Origin of the sequence: Streptomyces rapamycinicus NRRL 5491 (assembly GCF_024298965.1) — a bacterium.
Lineage (GTDB): Bacteria > Actinomycetota > Actinomycetes > Streptomycetales > Streptomycetaceae > Streptomyces > Streptomyces rapamycinicus.
The window spans coordinates 1803211-1817636 of the sequence record NZ_CP085193.1; the positions used below are offsets into that span (position 1 = coordinate 1803211).

Consider the following 14426-nt stretch of genomic DNA (forward strand, 5'->3'; position numbering starts at 1 on the left):
GCCTCCTGTTCCGGCTGACCCGGCAGCGGGCCGCCCGACCGGCCGCCGCCCTCCTCTGATCCATCCCGGGCCCTCGCCCGCCGCTTCCCGCGCCTGACGCGCCATCACCCCCGGTAGGCCAACGCCGCCTTCCGGGTCCGTGGCGCTTCCCGCTTTCTCACCTTCCTCGGCTTCTCCGCCTTCCGAAAGGTCACCCCATGCCCGTGGAGTTCCTCGGCATCGCCGCCACCAACGACGGCTCCGAGACCGGGCCGCGCTCCGGCGCGGCCTTCGACAAGGAGTACACCCTGCGGCTCGCCCGGGCCCATGAGGACCACGGCTGGGACCGGGTGCTGTTCGCCTACGGCTCCGGCTCGCCCGATCCCGCGCCCGCCGCCGCGTACATCGCCGCCCGGCTGGACCGGCTCCGGCTCCTGCTGGCCCACCGGCCCAACGTCTCCTATCCGACGTACGCCGCGAAGACGTTCGCCACGCTCGACCAGATCAGCGACGGACGGCTGACGGTGCACTTCATCACCGGCGGCAACGACCACGAGCAGCGGCGTGAGGGCGACACCCTCTCCAAGGACGAGCGCTACGCGCGCACCCGCGAGTACATACGGATCGTCAAGAAGATCTGGACCACCCAGGAGCCCTTCGACCACGAGGGCGAGCACTACCGCTTCCATGACTTCGTCAGCGATGTCTTCCCGGTCCAGCAGCCGCGCCCGGGCGTCTCCTTCGGCGGCTCCTCCCCCGCGGCCTACGCGGCCGGCGGGGCCGAGGCCGACGTCTACTGCCTGTGGGGCGAGCCGCTGGAGCGGACCGCCGAGCAGATCGCGGCGGTGAGGGCGGCCGCCGCCGCGGCCGGGCGGAGCGACGTACCGAGGATCCAGGTGGCGTTCCGGCCGATCATCGCCCCGACCGAGGAGCTGGCCTGGGAGAAGGCGCACCGCACGGTGGACGCCATCCGCGCCCGCAAGGAGCGGGGCGAGGCGACGAACGTGCGCCACCACCCCAGGGGCGTCCCAGAAGCCGCGTCTCCTCAAAACGTCGGCTCAAAGCGGCTGATCTCCATCGCCGAGGCGGGCGAGCGCTACGACCGGGCGCTGTGGACCCCGACCGCCGCCGCCACCGGTGGCGCGGGCAACTCCAACGCCCTGGTGGGCACGCCGGAGACGGTGGCGCAGGCGCTGCTGGACTACTACGACCTGGGCGTGGACATCCTCTCCGCACGCGGGTACGACCTGCTGGGCGACGCGATCGACTTCGGCCGCCATGTCATCCCGATCGTCCGCGAAGAGGTCGCCAAGCGGGACGCCGAGCGCGCGGCCCGGGGCCCGCAGACCCTCGCGGCGGTGCGCTGATGACCTCCGTGGCCGAGCCACAGCCACATCCACAGCCACAGAAGTCACAGCCACAGCCACAGCTGACGGTGGTCCGGGTGGCCGTGGACGACCCGCGGGTCGAACCGCTGCTGCGTGAGCTGGCGCATGAGTACTCCACCCGCTACGGCAGGGCGGCCGACCGTGAGCTGAACCGCTATCCGGCCGAGGAGTTCGCCCCGCCGCGCGGGGAGCTGCTCCTGCTGCTGGACGGCGGTGAGCCGGTCGCCGGGGGCGCGTACCGGCGGTACGACGAGCGGACGGCCGAGCTCAAGCGGATCTGGACGCACTCGGGCCACCGGCGGCGCGGGCTGGCCCGCCGGGTGGTGGCGGAGCTGGAGCGGTCGGCCGCCGAGCGCGGCTACCGCCGGATCTACCTCACCACCGGGCCCCGCCAGCCGGAGGCGCGCGGACTGTATCTGGCCACCGGCTACACCCCGCTGTTCGATGTCTCGGCCGATCCGGAGAGCATCGGTCCGCTCCCGTTCGAAAAGGGGCTTTAGGCGCGGCGCAGCGCCCTCCGCCAACGCGTGTCCGTCTCCGTCCGCCCGGCCGCTCCGGGCGGACGGACGCATTCCCCCGTTTACGGTTGACTGTTCTGTGTCAACTGTTGCCGGGCTCCCGTGGGTGCGGTTTTAGGATGCGGTAATTCTGCCGCGACCCGACCGTCCGAAGGCATGCCATGACCAAAGTCCTGAACGTCGATGCACTACCCGAGCCATCCGTGCTCAAACGCGCGAAGCGACGGCGTCCCGGACTTCTGGTGGCCAATGCGATCGTGCTGGTACTGGCCGCGATGGCGGTGACCACAATATTCACCAACCCTCGTTTCGAGTGGGAAACCGTCGGCAAATACTTCTTCGAGATCCGGGTGATGAAGGGCATCGGGGTCAGTATTGGAATGACCGCGGCGACCATGGTGCTCTCTTTGGTGTGCGGCACTTTGGTCGCCTTGATGCGCATGGGCGGTTCCCGGCTCATGTCCACGGTCGCGGCCGCCTTCATCTGGGTTTTCCGCTCCATTCCGATGCTGGTGCAGCTGCTTTTCTGGTACAATCTCGCGGCCCTCTTTCCGACGCTGTCCCTCGGCATTCCCTGGGGGCCGCGTTTCGTCACCTTCGATTCGAACAGCGTCATCGGCCCGCTGACCGCCGCGATCATCGGCCTGACCCTCCACGAGACCGCCTACATCGCGGAGTTGATCCGGTCCGGGCTGCTGGCCGTGCCCGATGGCCAGCGTCAGGCGGCGTCCGCACTGGGTTTGACGCCGGCTCAGATCTTCTTCCGCATCACCCTCCCCCAGGCCCTGCGGGTGATCGTCCCTCCGATGGGAAATGAGCTGATATCTCTCCTCAAGGCCACCTCCCTGGTCAGCGTGATCACCCTGGCCGACCTGCTCTACTCGGTCCAGCTGATTTACGCCAAGAACTTCCAGACCGTTCCACTGTTGATCGTGGCCGCCATTTGGTACATGATCATCACTGGCGTCATTACTCTTCTTCAGCAGCGCCTGGAGCGACGTCTGGGACGACACACCCTGATTTCGGCCGACAAGGCCGGGAAAGTGAAGAGGATCGAGCACTCGGTATGACCGCGGCATCGCAAATGGAATCGCAGGCCATCGTCTCCCTGCGCGGGATCCGTAAGTCGTTCCGCGGCACCGAGGTGCTGCACGGCATCTCCCTGGATATCCACCGAGGTGAGACGGTCTGCCTGATCGGCCCCTCGGGATCCGGGAAGAGCACACTCCTGCGCTGTGTCAACCACCTCGAAGTGCCCGACCAGGGCGTGGTGGTGGTCGACGGCAGCGTGATCGGCTATCAGCTGCGCGGGCGCACCCTGCATGACCTCGGCGCCCGGGAGCTGGCCGCCCAGCGCTCGGCGATGGGCATGGTGTTCCAGAGCTTCAATCTGTTCCCGCACCTCACCGCCCGCGAGAACATCGTGGAGGCCCCGCGCCGGGTGCTCGGGCTCTCCAAGGCCGCGGCCGACGCACGGGCCGTGGAGCTGATGACCCGGGTGGGGCTCGCCCACAAGCTGGACAGCTATCCGGACAAGCTCTCCGGCGGCCAGCAGCAGCGGGTGGCCATCGCCCGCGCCCTGGCGATGCGCCCCAAGGTGATGCTCTTCGACGAGCCCACCTCCGCCCTGGACCCCGAGATGGTGCAGGAGGTCCTCAGCGTCATCAAGGATCTGGCCCGCGACGGCATGACGCTGGTCGTCGTCACCCATGAGATGCGCTTCGCCGCCGATGTGGCCGACCGGATCGTCTTCATGGACGACGGCCGGATCGTCGAGGAGGGCACCCCGGACGCGCTGCTGCGCGCTCCCTCACACGACCGCACCCGCATGTTCCTGTCGAAGGTCAGCCCATGAGCACCGAACTGCCCCTGCCCGCCAAGACCGCCCGGCGCCTGAAGCTGTGGGACTCCTACCGCTCGTACCAGTACCTGGCGGCCGGGGCGGACTACCGCGCCTTCGAGCTGGCGCCCGCGCGCGGACGGGTCCCCGGGGCCGCGCTGGAGTGGAGCGAGGACGTCGAGGTCCGCGCGCGGGACTTCGAGGAGCGCCATCTGGTGGTCTCCGCCCATGACCACCTCTCGCTGCGCCCAGCCGATCCGGGCGACTTCGCCGCATACCGCCGCCAGGGCCGGGAGTCGATCCCCTACGAGGGCATCGCCCACTCGGGGGTGGACCTGTTCTTCGACGGCGGCCCGGCCGCGGTGAGCATGATCCGCTCCCATGCCCCCTGGGACTGGGACGACGCGGTCAGCGATCTGGCCATGCGCCAGGCGGACCTCGCCCATCAGCGGCTGGTGGCGCCCGTCCGCACCCTCGAGGACGCCGACCGGGCCCGGGCCGGCGACCAGGTGGGGGTGGTGCTGACCCTGGAGTCCGCCTCCCCCATCGGCAATGACATCGACCGGCTCGATCTGCTCTACGGTCTGGGCGTACGGCTGCTCGGCCTGGTCTACAGCGAGAGCAACCAGCTGGGTTCGGGGCTCGCCGACGCCGGGGACACCGGTCTGACCCTGCTCGGCCGCCGGGCGCTGCGCCGGATGACCGACCTCGGGATCATCGTCGATGTCTCGCACAGCGGGGACGCGACGGCCCTGGACGCCGTGCGCCGCTCCACCGCCCCCGTGGTGATCACCCATGCCGGATCCCGGGCGCTGTGGCCGACCCCGAGGATGAAGCCCGACGACGTGATCCGGGCCTGCGCCGGATCCGGCGGGTTCATCGGCGTCGAGGCGGCGCCGCATACGACCATCACCGCCCGGCACCCCCGGCACGATCTGGACTCGGTGATGGAGCACATCGAGCGGTGCATCGATCTGGTCGGCATCGACCACGTGGCCTTCGGGCCGGACACCAACTTCGGCGATCACACGGCCTGGCACCGGACGTTCGCCCCGCTCTTCGGCAAGGACGACGCGCACGACGGCAAGGCCCCCGAACTGCCGCCGCACGAGGAGGTCGAGTACGTACGGGGCTGTGAGAACCCCGCGGAGGCCGTCGGCAACATGATCCGGTGGCTGTTCGACCGCGGCTACTCCGAAGCGGACGTGGCCAAGCTGGCCGGGGGTAACGTACGGCGCGTCGCCGAGACCGTCTGGGGCCGCTGACCGGTCCCGTACTTCCGCATCCGCCACCCCCCACCTCCCGGAATGGAGCACCCATGCGCAACCGTCCCCATGTCGCCGCATGCGCCCTGCTGGCCTGTCTGACCCTCGGCCTGTCGGCCTGTTCGGTGGACGACACCCCCGAGGACGGCAAGGACAGCAAGAGCCGTCCGGCGGTCACGCTCGCCCCTGAGCCCAAGGACAGCGCGCTGGCCGCCGAGGTGCCCCGGGCCTACACCAAGAAGACGCTGGTCATGGGCGTCAGCGAGTACGCGCCGTATGTCACCTTCGAGTCCGACGGGAAGATCACCGGGCTGGTCCCCGAACTGGCCGCGCAGCTCTCCTCGTTGCTCGACATAAAGATCAAGGTGGAGCGGACCAACTTCGACGCGGTCATCCCGGGGCTGAAGTCCGGCCGGATCGACCTCAGCGCGCCCTCCGGTGACTTCACCGAGCGCCAGAAGGAGGTGGACTTCGCCGACTTCGCGCAGAGCAGTGTGACGATGATGGTGCTCTCGGACGGCTCCTTCCGCCCCAAGAACGGCCTCGAGGTCTGCGGCCACAAGGTCGGCGTCGAGAAGGGCGCCGGAACGCAGAACGTGCTCGCGGCGCAGAACAAGCGCTGTGCCGCGAAGGGCAAGCCGTCGGTGGACGTGAAGCTCTACACCGATCTGCCCGCCGCCTCGCTGGCGCTGCAGAGCAAGCGGGTGGAGGCGGTGGCCGCGCCCAGCGCCTCCAACACCTCGGTGAGCCAGAACTCGCACGACCGCTTCGAGACGCTCGAGCTGAAGGACATGCTGGACCTGCCCGCGGCGACGGCCATCTACGGCATCCAGGCCAAGAAGGACTCCGGGCTCGCGCCCGTGATCGTCAAGGGGCTGCGGAAGCTGTACGAATCGGGCACCTACGCCAAGCTCTTCGGCCAGTGGGGGCTGCCGCTGTCCACCGTCACCCGGGACCAGATCGCCCTCAACGGCTCCAAGCAATCCCAGACCCAGTGAGATCTTCCATGGCACGAACCAGTCAGACCGAAACGACCGGCGACAGAGGGCGGGCGGCCCGCGAGGAGTCCGCCCGCCGGCTGGACGAGCGGGTGTGGCGACGCACTCTGCGCGTCCCGATGCGGGACGGGATCGTCCTGGCCGCCGATCTCTTCACCGACCGGGAGCGGCCGGGGCCCCGCCCGGTAATCCTGGAGCGGACCCCCTACGGCCGCCGGCAGATGCGCGACTCCGACCGCAGCCGCCACGACGAGCCGGTACCGACGCCCGAGGAGACCTCGGCGTTCTTCGTCCGCGCGGGGTACCACGTGGTGCGGCAGGACTGCCGGGGCCGCGGGGACTCCGAGGGCACCTTCGTGAAGTACCTCGGCGAGGGGCCGGACGGGGCGGACACCATCGACTGGATCGCCGCTCAGCCCTGGTGCGACGGCCGGGTGGCCATGATGGGCGTGTCCTACTCGGCCCACGCCCAGACGGCCGCCGCGGCCGAGTCCCCCGCCGGGCTGTCCGCGATGTTCATGGACTCCGGCGGCTTCGCCAGCGCCTACGAGGCCGGGATGCGGATGGGCGGCGCCTTCGAGCTCAAGCAGATCACCTGGGCCTTCCGGCACGGTGAGGAGAGCCCGGAGGCGGAGCGGGACCCGCTGGTGCGCAAGGCGTTCGCGGGGACGGATCTGCGCGACTGGTTCACCGTGCTGCCGTGGCGGACCGGCGTCTCACCGCTGCGCCAGGTGGACAGTTACGAGCGCTATCTGCTGGACCAGTGGCGCCATGACGCCTTCGGGGCGTACTGGCGCCAGCCGGCCATCTACGGGCGCGGCCACTACGACCGCTTCCCGGACGTGCCGACGCTGCACATGTCGAGCTGGTACGACCCGTATGTCCGCTCCACCATCGAGAACTTCACCGCCATGGGCCGGCTCAAGCGGTCCCCGGCGTATCTGGTGATGGGGCCGTGGAAACACGGGCTGCGCTGTGTCACCTTCGCCGGTGATGTGGACTTCGGGCCCGCCGCCACCCTCAGTGGCAATGTGGACACCTCGTATCTGTCGTTCCGGCAGCGGTGGTTCGACGCGGTGCTGGGGGGCGGCGACCCGGACTCGATCCCGCGGGTCCAGTACTTCCTGATGGGCGGCGGGGACGGCCGGCGGGACGGGGCCGGGCGGATGCGGCACGGCGGCCGCTGGCACACCGACACCCAGTGGCCCCCGGCCGGGACCCGGGAGACCGCGTACTACTGCCACCCATCGGGCGAGCTGAGCCGGGAGCGGCCGACGGCGGCACGGGCCTGGGTGGAGTACGACTTCGACCCGAACGACCCGGTGCCCACGCTCGGCGGCCAGGTCACCTCGGGTGAGCCGGTGATGGTCGGCGGCGCCTTCGACCAGGTGCCGGACGAGCGGTTCTACGGTGCCCGCCCGCCGTATCTGCCGCTGAACTCCCGGCCCGATGTGATCTCGCTGGCCACCCCGCCGCTGGAGGAGCCGCTGGTGGTGGCCGGGCCGGTCACCGCGCGCCTGTTCATCTCCTCGTCCGCGCCGGACACCGACTTCACGGTGAAGCTGGTCGATGTGCATCCGCCGAACGAGGACTATCCGCACGGCTTCGCGATGAACCTCACCGAGGGCATCTTCCGCTGCCGCTTCCACAAGTCCTTCGAGCGCCCGGAGCCGCTGGAGCCGGGTGAGGTCTACGAGATCGAGATCCCGGCGCCGGACACGGCCAACCGCTTCGAGGCCGGTCACCGGCTGCGGGTGGACATCTCCTCGAGCGACTTCCCCCGGTTCGACGTCAATTCCAACACGGGGGTGCCGGAGGCGGTGAGCCGCCGCAAGGTGGTGGCGACCAACCGCGTCCACATGGACGCGGACCACCCCTCGGCGGTGCTGCTGTGGACCCAGCCGGGCTGATCGGCGGTCGGCGTACGGCCGTCACCGCATGATGGTCGTCAGCACGTCCTGCCCCAGCCGGAGCAGGGTGCTGGTGGCCAGCCGGTGGTAGACGTACTTGCCCTCGCGCTCGGACTCGATGAGCCCGGCGTCCCTGAGCTGGCGCAGGGTGCGGGAGACCTGGGTATCGGCGAGCCCCAGCCGCTGGGCCAGCTCCGAGGTGGTGATGGGCTCGCCCAGCAGATGGCGGCACAGCTCCATCCGGCCCAGGGACGCCAGCGCGGACATCCGGGCCCGCAGCTCGGCCTGGGTCAGCTGATCGGTTGTGCCGCCCTCCTGGGCGGCGAACTGGAGCACCACGGGGTGGCACTCCTCGTCCTTGACGGTCAGATGCGGCCAGACATGGACGGAGGGGAGCAGGAAGAGCGGGCGCGGGCCGATCTCGATCTCGGCGACGGCCAGCTTGTCGTAGCGCACCCGCGAGCCGCCCCGGGAGACCACCGCGGTCGGGCTGAGCCCGGCCAGCACCTCGGCCAGACCGCGCCGCCGGATGTCGGCACGGACCCGGGCGGCGGCCGACTCCAGCCGGTCGCGGACCGTGCGCCACTCGGAGGCGAAGAACGCCTCGGCGCAGGAGTCCAGGAAGCTCAGGAGCCGGTCGCGCAGCCCCTCGGGCGAGCCCACCAGGTCGTGGGCCAGCTCGCCCCGCCGGAAGGAGCGCCGCTCGCACTGCTCCACATAGCGCTCGGCGGCCTCCGGGTCGGTGAGCAGCCTTCTGGCCGGGGGCACGGCCTCACGGAAGCCGAGCACCCCTTGGGAGCACAGGCCCACGAACTCCTCGAGCGGCAGCTTCTCCAGATGGCGCAGCTCGTCCTCGAAGGGCTGGTCCAGCGGGAGCTCCAGCGGGAACAGCAGCCGGCAGCGGAGCCGGGCCCACAGCGGGGACAGGGCGCTCATCTCATGGGCGAGGGAGGGGGCGAGCGCCGTCCCGAGCCGCCGCGTCCAGCGCTGGGCCTCGGGGTGGTGGTCGGGCTCGGCCATGATGTGCAGCGTTGACATGAGCTCGGCCAGCGGTGACCGGCCGACGTGCACGTCGGCCGGTTGGGCGCGCTGGAGGTTGAGCGTGATCCCCACACCCGCACATTACTCGGCGGCTGCCGGACCCGGCCCGGGTGTCTCGCGAATCGGCATCGGACTGCCTGGTCAGCGGCGGGTCAGGGGCTGTGTTCGGGACTGGCCGGGGGTTTCTGGGCCGGTCAGCGGTCGCGGGGCAGCAGGGGGCCCAGCGGGCCCAGGTCCAGGTTGAGGTCGTCCTCGGTCAGCCCGAAGTGCTCCCGCAGCTCGGCCATGTTCCGCTCCAGGGCCATCAGCGTCAGCCCGAGCTCCTCGATCTGCTCATCGCTGATGCCGCCCTGCTCGACGCGGCGCAGCGCCTGCCGCTCCATGAGCTGCCGCAGCAGTTCGACGATGGTGAGCACCAGACCGGCCAGGCTCCTGCGGACCGACTCCTCGTCCACCTCGATCCGCCGCCCGGGCCGCCGGGGAGCGCGGTCATCGGTCATGGCGGCCCCCCTTCACGGCGTTCACGGCGGTCATGGCGGTCTCCCTCCCGCCCCTCCTCGTTCTCCACCCGTACGGAGGCGATCAGGGCGCGCAGCGAGATCCGCACCAGGTCGATGTCGGCGATGCTCAGGGTGATCTCCCCCGCGATCACCACGCCTCCGGCGAGCACCCGGTCGAGCAGGTCGACCAGGGCCACCTCCCGCCGCTCGATCGCCCGGGTCACGACGGCGTCTCCTCCGGCTGGGCCTCTTCCACCCGGTTCGGCGGGGCGGTGAAGGAGTACGGCGGCCAGGGGCCGCTGACCTCCAGGGTGATGGCGGGGTAGCGCTCCCCCAGGTCGGTCACCAGGGCGGTGAACTCCGCACCGAGGGCGTCGGGCACCAGATAGGAGTTGTTCAGCACCATCCACCCCTCGTACGCGGCCAGCGCGGTGTCCTGCGGTGGATGGGCGGCCGTGGCCACCGCCAGCGCGGCGAGCGAGGCGTGGACCTCCTCCGCCCGCTCGGTCGCGCGCAGATGCGCGGTCTCCTGGTCCTGCCGCTGGGCCCGCCGCCGCAGCAGATAGGCGGTTCCGGGGCTCTCCCCGGCGTCGGTGGGCTCGTCCGGGTCGGGCAGGAAGGACCTGGGGTCGACATACCCCTTGACGCCCCACTCGGTGCGGCCCGCCACCCGCCGCAGCGTGGCCGTGAAGTCGTCCCGGCGCTCCTGGAGCATCGCGCGGACCCGGTCGTCGTCGTGGTAGAGCGTGGCGAAGCGCAGCGGGATGACCTGGCCGTGGCGGGCCGCGCCGTTGATCACCCGGTGGTGGGCGCGGGCGGTGCGCTCCAGCCACTCCAGGTCCTCCAGATGGTCGCGCAGCGCGTCCTCGCCGAAGTCCTCCAGCGGTACGGAGCCCACGACGGCGGCCAGCCCGGCGGCCTCCACCAGGCGCACCGGCTCGTCCGCCACTCCGGTGAGCTCCCGTGGCGGGGTGCCGTCCTCCGGGACGGCCGTCACCGCGTACAGCCAGGTGGCGAGGGAACCGTTCACCGTTCGTCCTCCCGCTCCACGCCGTGGTCCTCGTGGTCGTCGTCCTCCCGGCGCGCGCCGCGGCCGTCCTCCAGCTCGCCGACGCGCCGCCGCAGCCGCTCGTTCTCCTCCAGGACGTCCCGGGCGCCGGAGGACAGCGAGGGGTCGTGCTCCCACCAGTCGATGCCCATCTCCTTGGCCCGGTCGACGGAGGCGACCAGCAGCCGGATCTTGATCGTCAGCAGTTCGATGTCCAGCAGATTGATCTGGATGTCGCCCGCGATGACGATGCCCTTGTCGAGCACCCGCTCCAGGATGTCGGCCAGGCTGGACGGCTCGGCGCCCCGGCGGTCGGGTTCGCGTGCGGCGCCGGTGCGCCGGACCGGTGGGTTCCAGTCGGAGCTCTGGTTCATGTCTCCGCCCTGCCCCGGTAGTAGCGCTCGGTGCGGCGGTAGGAGACGAGTTCGCCGCGGTCGTCCAGCTCGACCTGGTACTCGGCGAGGAGGTCGGTGGAGTCCGGGATCCGGTGGGTCTCGACGACCTCGATACCGATGGTCCAGCCGTCCTCCGTGCGCTCCAGCGAGGTGACGCCCTCCGGGGTCCGCCCGGTCAGCCCCTGCACATGGCGGGCCGCGCTGCGCGCGGCGTCGCGGGCCACGAGGGCGGGACGCCGGGCGCGGGGGCGCTCCCGCTCGGGCTCGCGCCGCTCCCGTTCCGGCTCGCCCTCGCGCCGGTCCCGCTCGGGCTCATGCTCGCGCCGGGCGCGCTCCTCGCGGGACCGTTCCTCGCGCGGCCGTTCCTCACGGGACCGTTCCTCACGGGACCGGGGGCGCGGCCTCTCCTCGCGGTGGCGTTCCTCGCGGGGACGTTCGCGGGGCACGGCTCATACCTCCAGGCCCCCGCCGGGCGGCCCCTGGGACATCAGTCTGCGGACCAACTCGTCCTCCTCCCGGGCCGCCTCCTCCTCGGTGAGCTCCCCGTTCTCCCGGGCCTCCGCGACCTCCTCCAGCCGCTGCTTGATCACCTCGGGGTCGTACAGCTGCCGATGGGCCTCGTCATGGATCCGCTCGGCGATCCAGACGACTCCCCGCACCGGGGCCAGCGGCATCGTGGCCAGGCCGGTGAACAGTCCCATGGCTACTCGTCGCCTTCCTTCCCTTCGAGCGTCGCGTCGGCCACGAAGTCGTACGGCGCCAGCGGGCCGAGCAGTCGCATCCGGACCCGGCCGTGCCAGTGCGCGGCGAGCTCCTCCGCCGCCTCCTCGAACGCCTGCCGTTTCGCGTCCTCCACCAGGAACGAGGCGTTGACCAGCCCTTCGGAGGACGCCGGCTCCTCCGACACCGAGCCCAGCGCGTACGGCGCGAGCCGCCGGTCGAGCTCCAGCGCGTCCACGCTCCGCTTCGCGGCGATGCTGTCCATGACGAGCTGGCCGAGCTCGACCCGCTGCTCGTAGCCGGCCTCCTCGGGCAGCCCCCGCAGCTCGTCGCGGAGCCGTCTGGCCTCCGGCTGTTCGGTCACCACCTCGCGCAGCACGGCGTCCTGGTCATAGCGGGCCCGCACGGTGAGCTGCGTACGGCCGCGGAGCCGGTCGAGGCCGCGGGCGAAGTCGTCGTGCCCCTCGGCCAGCAGCTCGTCCGCCACCGCCGCGGTGTCGCGCACCACGGTGCCGAAGCGGAACGGCAGCACCGGTGAGCCCTGCGCGGCCAGGTGGTCCAGCACCCTGGCGTGGGTGCGCAGGTCCTCGGGGGTGCCCAGCGGCTTGTCGACGGGCACCTCGCTGACCACGGCGGCCTGGCCGCCGTGGCGGACCAGGGTCACCGGGGCCTCCGGGTCCCCGACGGCGGGCAGGTCCTTGACCGACTCATCGGGCCGGTCGTCCGTGACGACCCCGTAGACGTAGCAGGCACGTTCGTCCTCGGCCATCACCGCTCGCGCTCCCTGTGGCTGTGGGAACCCCTGGTGCGCCGGGGCCGCTCGCGCTCCTCGGCCTCGGGTTCCCGGTCCTCGTCGTCATCGTCCCGCAGCAGGTCCGAGACCGATTCCTTGACGCCCTCCAGCGCGCCCTTGGTCTTCTTCTTGCCGCCGCTCTCCTGGATCTCGTCCATGAGGCCGGGCAGACCATGGGTTTCGGTGCCGCTGCGGGCGAGGTCGAGCCGGTTGGTCGCCTCCGCGAACCGCAGATACGTGTCCACGCTGGCGACGACGATACGGGCGTCGATGGTCAGGATCTCGATGCCCACCAGGGACACCCGCACATACACATCGATGACCAGGCCCTTGTCCAGGATGAGGTCGACCACGTCGACCAGGGCGCTGGAACTCGCCCGGTCCAGATACTGACTCTGCTGCTGCCGTGCAACGGTCACCGCGCTCACCCGTTCCGCGGGCGGGGTCCGTCAGCGGCGCGCGCGGCGCCGTGCGGGCTCCTCCTCGTACTCCTCTTCGTCTTCGTCCCGGGGCTCTTCGTCCTCGTACTCCTCGGGCTCCTCGTCCTCGTATTCGCCGTGGCGCTCGTCGTCCTCCTCGGGCTCCTCGCGCTCCTCGGGCTCTTCCTCCTCTTCCTCCCGCCCCTCTCGCTCGTCGTCCTCCACGATCTCGCCGTCGCGCACCACGCCGCGCCAGCCCACGACCTCGTCGGGATCGAGCAGCACCTCGCGCATGAGGTGACGGCGGAAGTGCTTCATCTCCAGGCGCACCCGGCGGCCCTGGGCGCGCCAGAGATTGCCGGTGCGCTCCATGAAGCCCTGCGGCCAGTACTCCAGGACGAACAGGATGCGGGTGAGGTCGGGGGCCAGCTCGTGGAAGGTGATCGTGCCGTCGACATGGCCCTTGTCGGCCCGCGACTTCCAGATGATGCGCTTGTCCGGCACCTGCTCGATGACCTCGGCGCGCCACTTGCGGTGCGACCAGAAGACCTGGGCCTTCCACTCGGATTCCGTCCCGGCCTCGTCCTCGCGGTCCTCGTCGGCCTCGTTCTGGACGTCCTCGACCTTCTTCATGTACGAGGGGAAGTTCTCCCACTCCGTCCAGAGGTTGTAGGTGAGGGAGAGGGGCGCGCCGACGTCCATCTGCTCCACGATGTTGGTGACCTTGAGCTTCTTGCCGCCCTTGCCGCCGCCGTCACCGCCGCCGCCGAGGCCCGGGATGATGCTCTTGGCCTTGTCGACGACCTTCTCCTTGACCTGCTCCTTGATCTTCCCCTTGACCTGGTCCTTCATCTGTTCCTTGGCCGTGTCGACGACCTTGTCCTTCACCTGCTCCAGACCGCCCTTCAGCGCGCCCGTGCCGGGGTTGCCCACTGGGTTGCCCAGGTGGGTGACCGATTCCAGGGCCCGTTCGCCCAGCGCCGCCAGCAGGCCCTGCGCCTCCTTCAGCAGGCGGTCGGTGGGCAGATCCTGGGCGAACTCTCCGGCCCGCCCCTTGGTTTCCTCAGCCATGGCCCTCACCTCTGGCTTCGCCGCGCGGGATTTTCGGAGCCGGTCCGCTTCCTGGTCTGCGCCGGACGGTCGGCCGGTTTGCGCTGTCTGCCGGTGCGCTCGCGCTCGCCGCGCTCCCCGTTCTCCTCCGGTTCCCCGTGCTCCCCGGCCTCCGGCTCCCGGTCCCCCGCGCCACCGGTGCGCAGGGTCGCGGCGCGCTGCTCCAGCCGGTCACTCAGGGCGTCCATGCGGTTACTGACCGCCGACATGGCCGCTTCCCGGCCCGCGGAGACCAGGCGGCTCCCGATCTCCTGGCCGAGCCTGCCGAGCTCGGAGGACTTCAGTTGCTGGGCGCCCGGTGGGCTGATACCGGAGCTGATGCGCTTGCCCGCGGCGAGACCGGCGAGGCCGAGGACCAAGGTCCCCCTGTGGCCGCGCCCGAAGAGATAGCCACTGACGAAGGCCAGTGCCACCCGGGAGTTCTTCATGATCGCTCCTCCTCCCGGAGCTGAACGAGACAGCCGTTCGGGTGCACAGAACCAATTATGGTGCATATCACCCT

General features: G+C 70.8%; 18 protein-coding genes. 7 read left to right on the forward strand and 11 right to left on the reverse strand.

Features of this window, described 5'->3' with window-relative positions:
• The first annotated feature begins 197 nt into the window (after positions 1-197).
• The 7 genes from LIV37_RS07295 to LIV37_RS07325 all read left to right on the forward strand — a co-directional run bounded on the left by LIV37_RS07295 (position 198) and on the right by LIV37_RS07325 (position 7898).
• Positions 198-1346, forward strand: a complete 1149-nt coding sequence (locus LIV37_RS07295; protein ID WP_020866457.1) for an LLM class flavin-dependent oxidoreductase — start codon at positions 198-200, stop codon at positions 1344-1346.
• On the forward strand, positions 1346-1867 hold the full coding sequence (locus tag LIV37_RS07300) for a GNAT family N-acetyltransferase (protein ID WP_121825732.1): 522 nt from the start codon (positions 1346-1348) through the stop codon (positions 1865-1867). The genes LIV37_RS07295 and LIV37_RS07300 overlap by 1 nt, the downstream gene beginning before the upstream one ends.
• A gap of 179 nt (positions 1868-2046) precedes the next feature.
• Positions 2047-2955, forward strand: a complete 909-nt coding sequence (locus tag LIV37_RS07305; RefSeq protein WP_121825731.1) for an amino acid ABC transporter permease — start codon at positions 2047-2049, stop codon at positions 2953-2955.
• Positions 2952-3740, forward strand: a complete 789-nt coding sequence (locus tag LIV37_RS07310) for an amino acid ABC transporter ATP-binding protein (protein ID WP_121825730.1) — start codon at positions 2952-2954, stop codon at positions 3738-3740. The genes LIV37_RS07305 and LIV37_RS07310 overlap by 4 nt, the downstream gene beginning before the upstream one ends.
• The gene (locus LIV37_RS07315) at positions 3737-4990 is read left to right on the forward strand and encodes a dipeptidase (protein WP_020866461.1); all 1254 of its coding nucleotides are present in this window, start codon (positions 3737-3739) and stop codon (positions 4988-4990) included. The genes LIV37_RS07310 and LIV37_RS07315 overlap by 4 nt, the downstream gene beginning before the upstream one ends.
• Before the next feature lie 53 nt (positions 4991-5043).
• Positions 5044-5988, forward strand: coding sequence for a transporter substrate-binding domain-containing protein (locus LIV37_RS07320; RefSeq protein ID WP_020866462.1), 945 nt, complete (start codon positions 5044-5046; stop codon positions 5986-5988).
• Between the two features lie 8 nt (positions 5989-5996).
• Positions 5997-7898, forward strand: coding sequence for a CocE/NonD family hydrolase (locus LIV37_RS07325; RefSeq protein WP_020866463.1), 1902 nt, complete (start codon positions 5997-5999; stop codon positions 7896-7898).
• Between the two features lie 21 nt (positions 7899-7919).
• Here LIV37_RS07325 and LIV37_RS07330 read toward each other — a convergent pair whose 3' ends face one another.
• The 11 genes from LIV37_RS07330 to LIV37_RS07380 all read right to left on the reverse strand — a co-directional run bounded on the left by LIV37_RS07330 (position 7920) and on the right by LIV37_RS07380 (position 14352).
• The gene (locus tag LIV37_RS07330) at positions 7920-9011 is read right to left on the reverse strand and encodes a helix-turn-helix domain-containing protein (RefSeq protein WP_020866464.1); all 1092 of its coding nucleotides are present in this window, start codon (positions 9009-9011) and stop codon (positions 7920-7922) included.
• A 122-nt stretch (positions 9012-9133) separates the two neighbouring features.
• Positions 9134-9439 carry a gas vesicle protein K gene (locus LIV37_RS07335; RefSeq protein ID WP_020866465.1) on the reverse strand — a complete coding sequence of 102 codons (306 nt, stop codon included), beginning with the start codon at positions 9437-9439 and terminating at the stop codon, positions 9134-9136.
• Positions 9436-9663 (reverse strand): gas vesicle protein, encoded by a 228-nt coding sequence (locus tag LIV37_RS07340; protein ID WP_020866466.1) that lies wholly within the window; start codon positions 9661-9663, stop codon positions 9436-9438. The genes LIV37_RS07335 and LIV37_RS07340 overlap by 4 nt, the downstream gene beginning before the upstream one ends.
• The gene (locus LIV37_RS07345) at positions 9660-10469 is read right to left on the reverse strand and encodes a GvpL/GvpF family gas vesicle protein (RefSeq protein ID WP_020866467.1); all 810 of its coding nucleotides are present in this window, start codon (positions 10467-10469) and stop codon (positions 9660-9662) included. Before LIV37_RS07345 ends, LIV37_RS07340 begins: the two co-directional genes overlap by 4 nt.
• On the reverse strand, positions 10466-10861 hold the full coding sequence (locus LIV37_RS07350) for a gas vesicle protein (protein ID WP_020866468.1): 396 nt from the start codon (positions 10859-10861) through the stop codon (positions 10466-10468). Before LIV37_RS07350 ends, LIV37_RS07345 begins: the two co-directional genes overlap by 4 nt.
• On the reverse strand, positions 10858-11328 hold the full coding sequence (locus LIV37_RS07355) for a gas vesicle protein GvpO (protein WP_020866469.1): 471 nt from the start codon (positions 11326-11328) through the stop codon (positions 10858-10860). Before LIV37_RS07355 ends, LIV37_RS07350 begins: the two co-directional genes overlap by 4 nt.
• 3 nt (positions 11329-11331) lie before the next feature.
• Positions 11332-11583, reverse strand: a complete 252-nt coding sequence (locus LIV37_RS07360; protein WP_020866470.1) for a gas vesicle protein GvpG — start codon at positions 11581-11583, stop codon at positions 11332-11334.
• A gap of 2 nt (positions 11584-11585) precedes the next feature.
• Positions 11586-12371, reverse strand: a complete 786-nt coding sequence (locus tag LIV37_RS07365; RefSeq protein WP_020866471.1) for a GvpL/GvpF family gas vesicle protein — start codon at positions 12369-12371, stop codon at positions 11586-11588.
• The gene (gene gvpJ, locus LIV37_RS07370; RefSeq protein WP_121826188.1) at positions 12371-12814 is read right to left on the reverse strand and encodes a gas vesicle protein GvpJ; all 444 of its coding nucleotides are present in this window, start codon (positions 12812-12814) and stop codon (positions 12371-12373) included. The genes LIV37_RS07365 and gvpJ overlap by 1 nt, the downstream gene beginning before the upstream one ends.
• Before the next feature lie 30 nt (positions 12815-12844).
• Positions 12845-13885: an SRPBCC family protein gene (locus LIV37_RS07375; protein ID WP_020866473.1), complete on the reverse strand. Its 1041-nt coding sequence runs from the start codon at positions 13883-13885 to the stop codon at positions 12845-12847.
• Positions 13886-13890: 5 nt separating this feature from the next.
• Positions 13891-14352, reverse strand: a complete 462-nt coding sequence (locus LIV37_RS07380) for a hypothetical protein (RefSeq protein WP_020866474.1) — start codon at positions 14350-14352, stop codon at positions 13891-13893.
• Positions 14353-14426 lie beyond the last annotated feature (74 nt).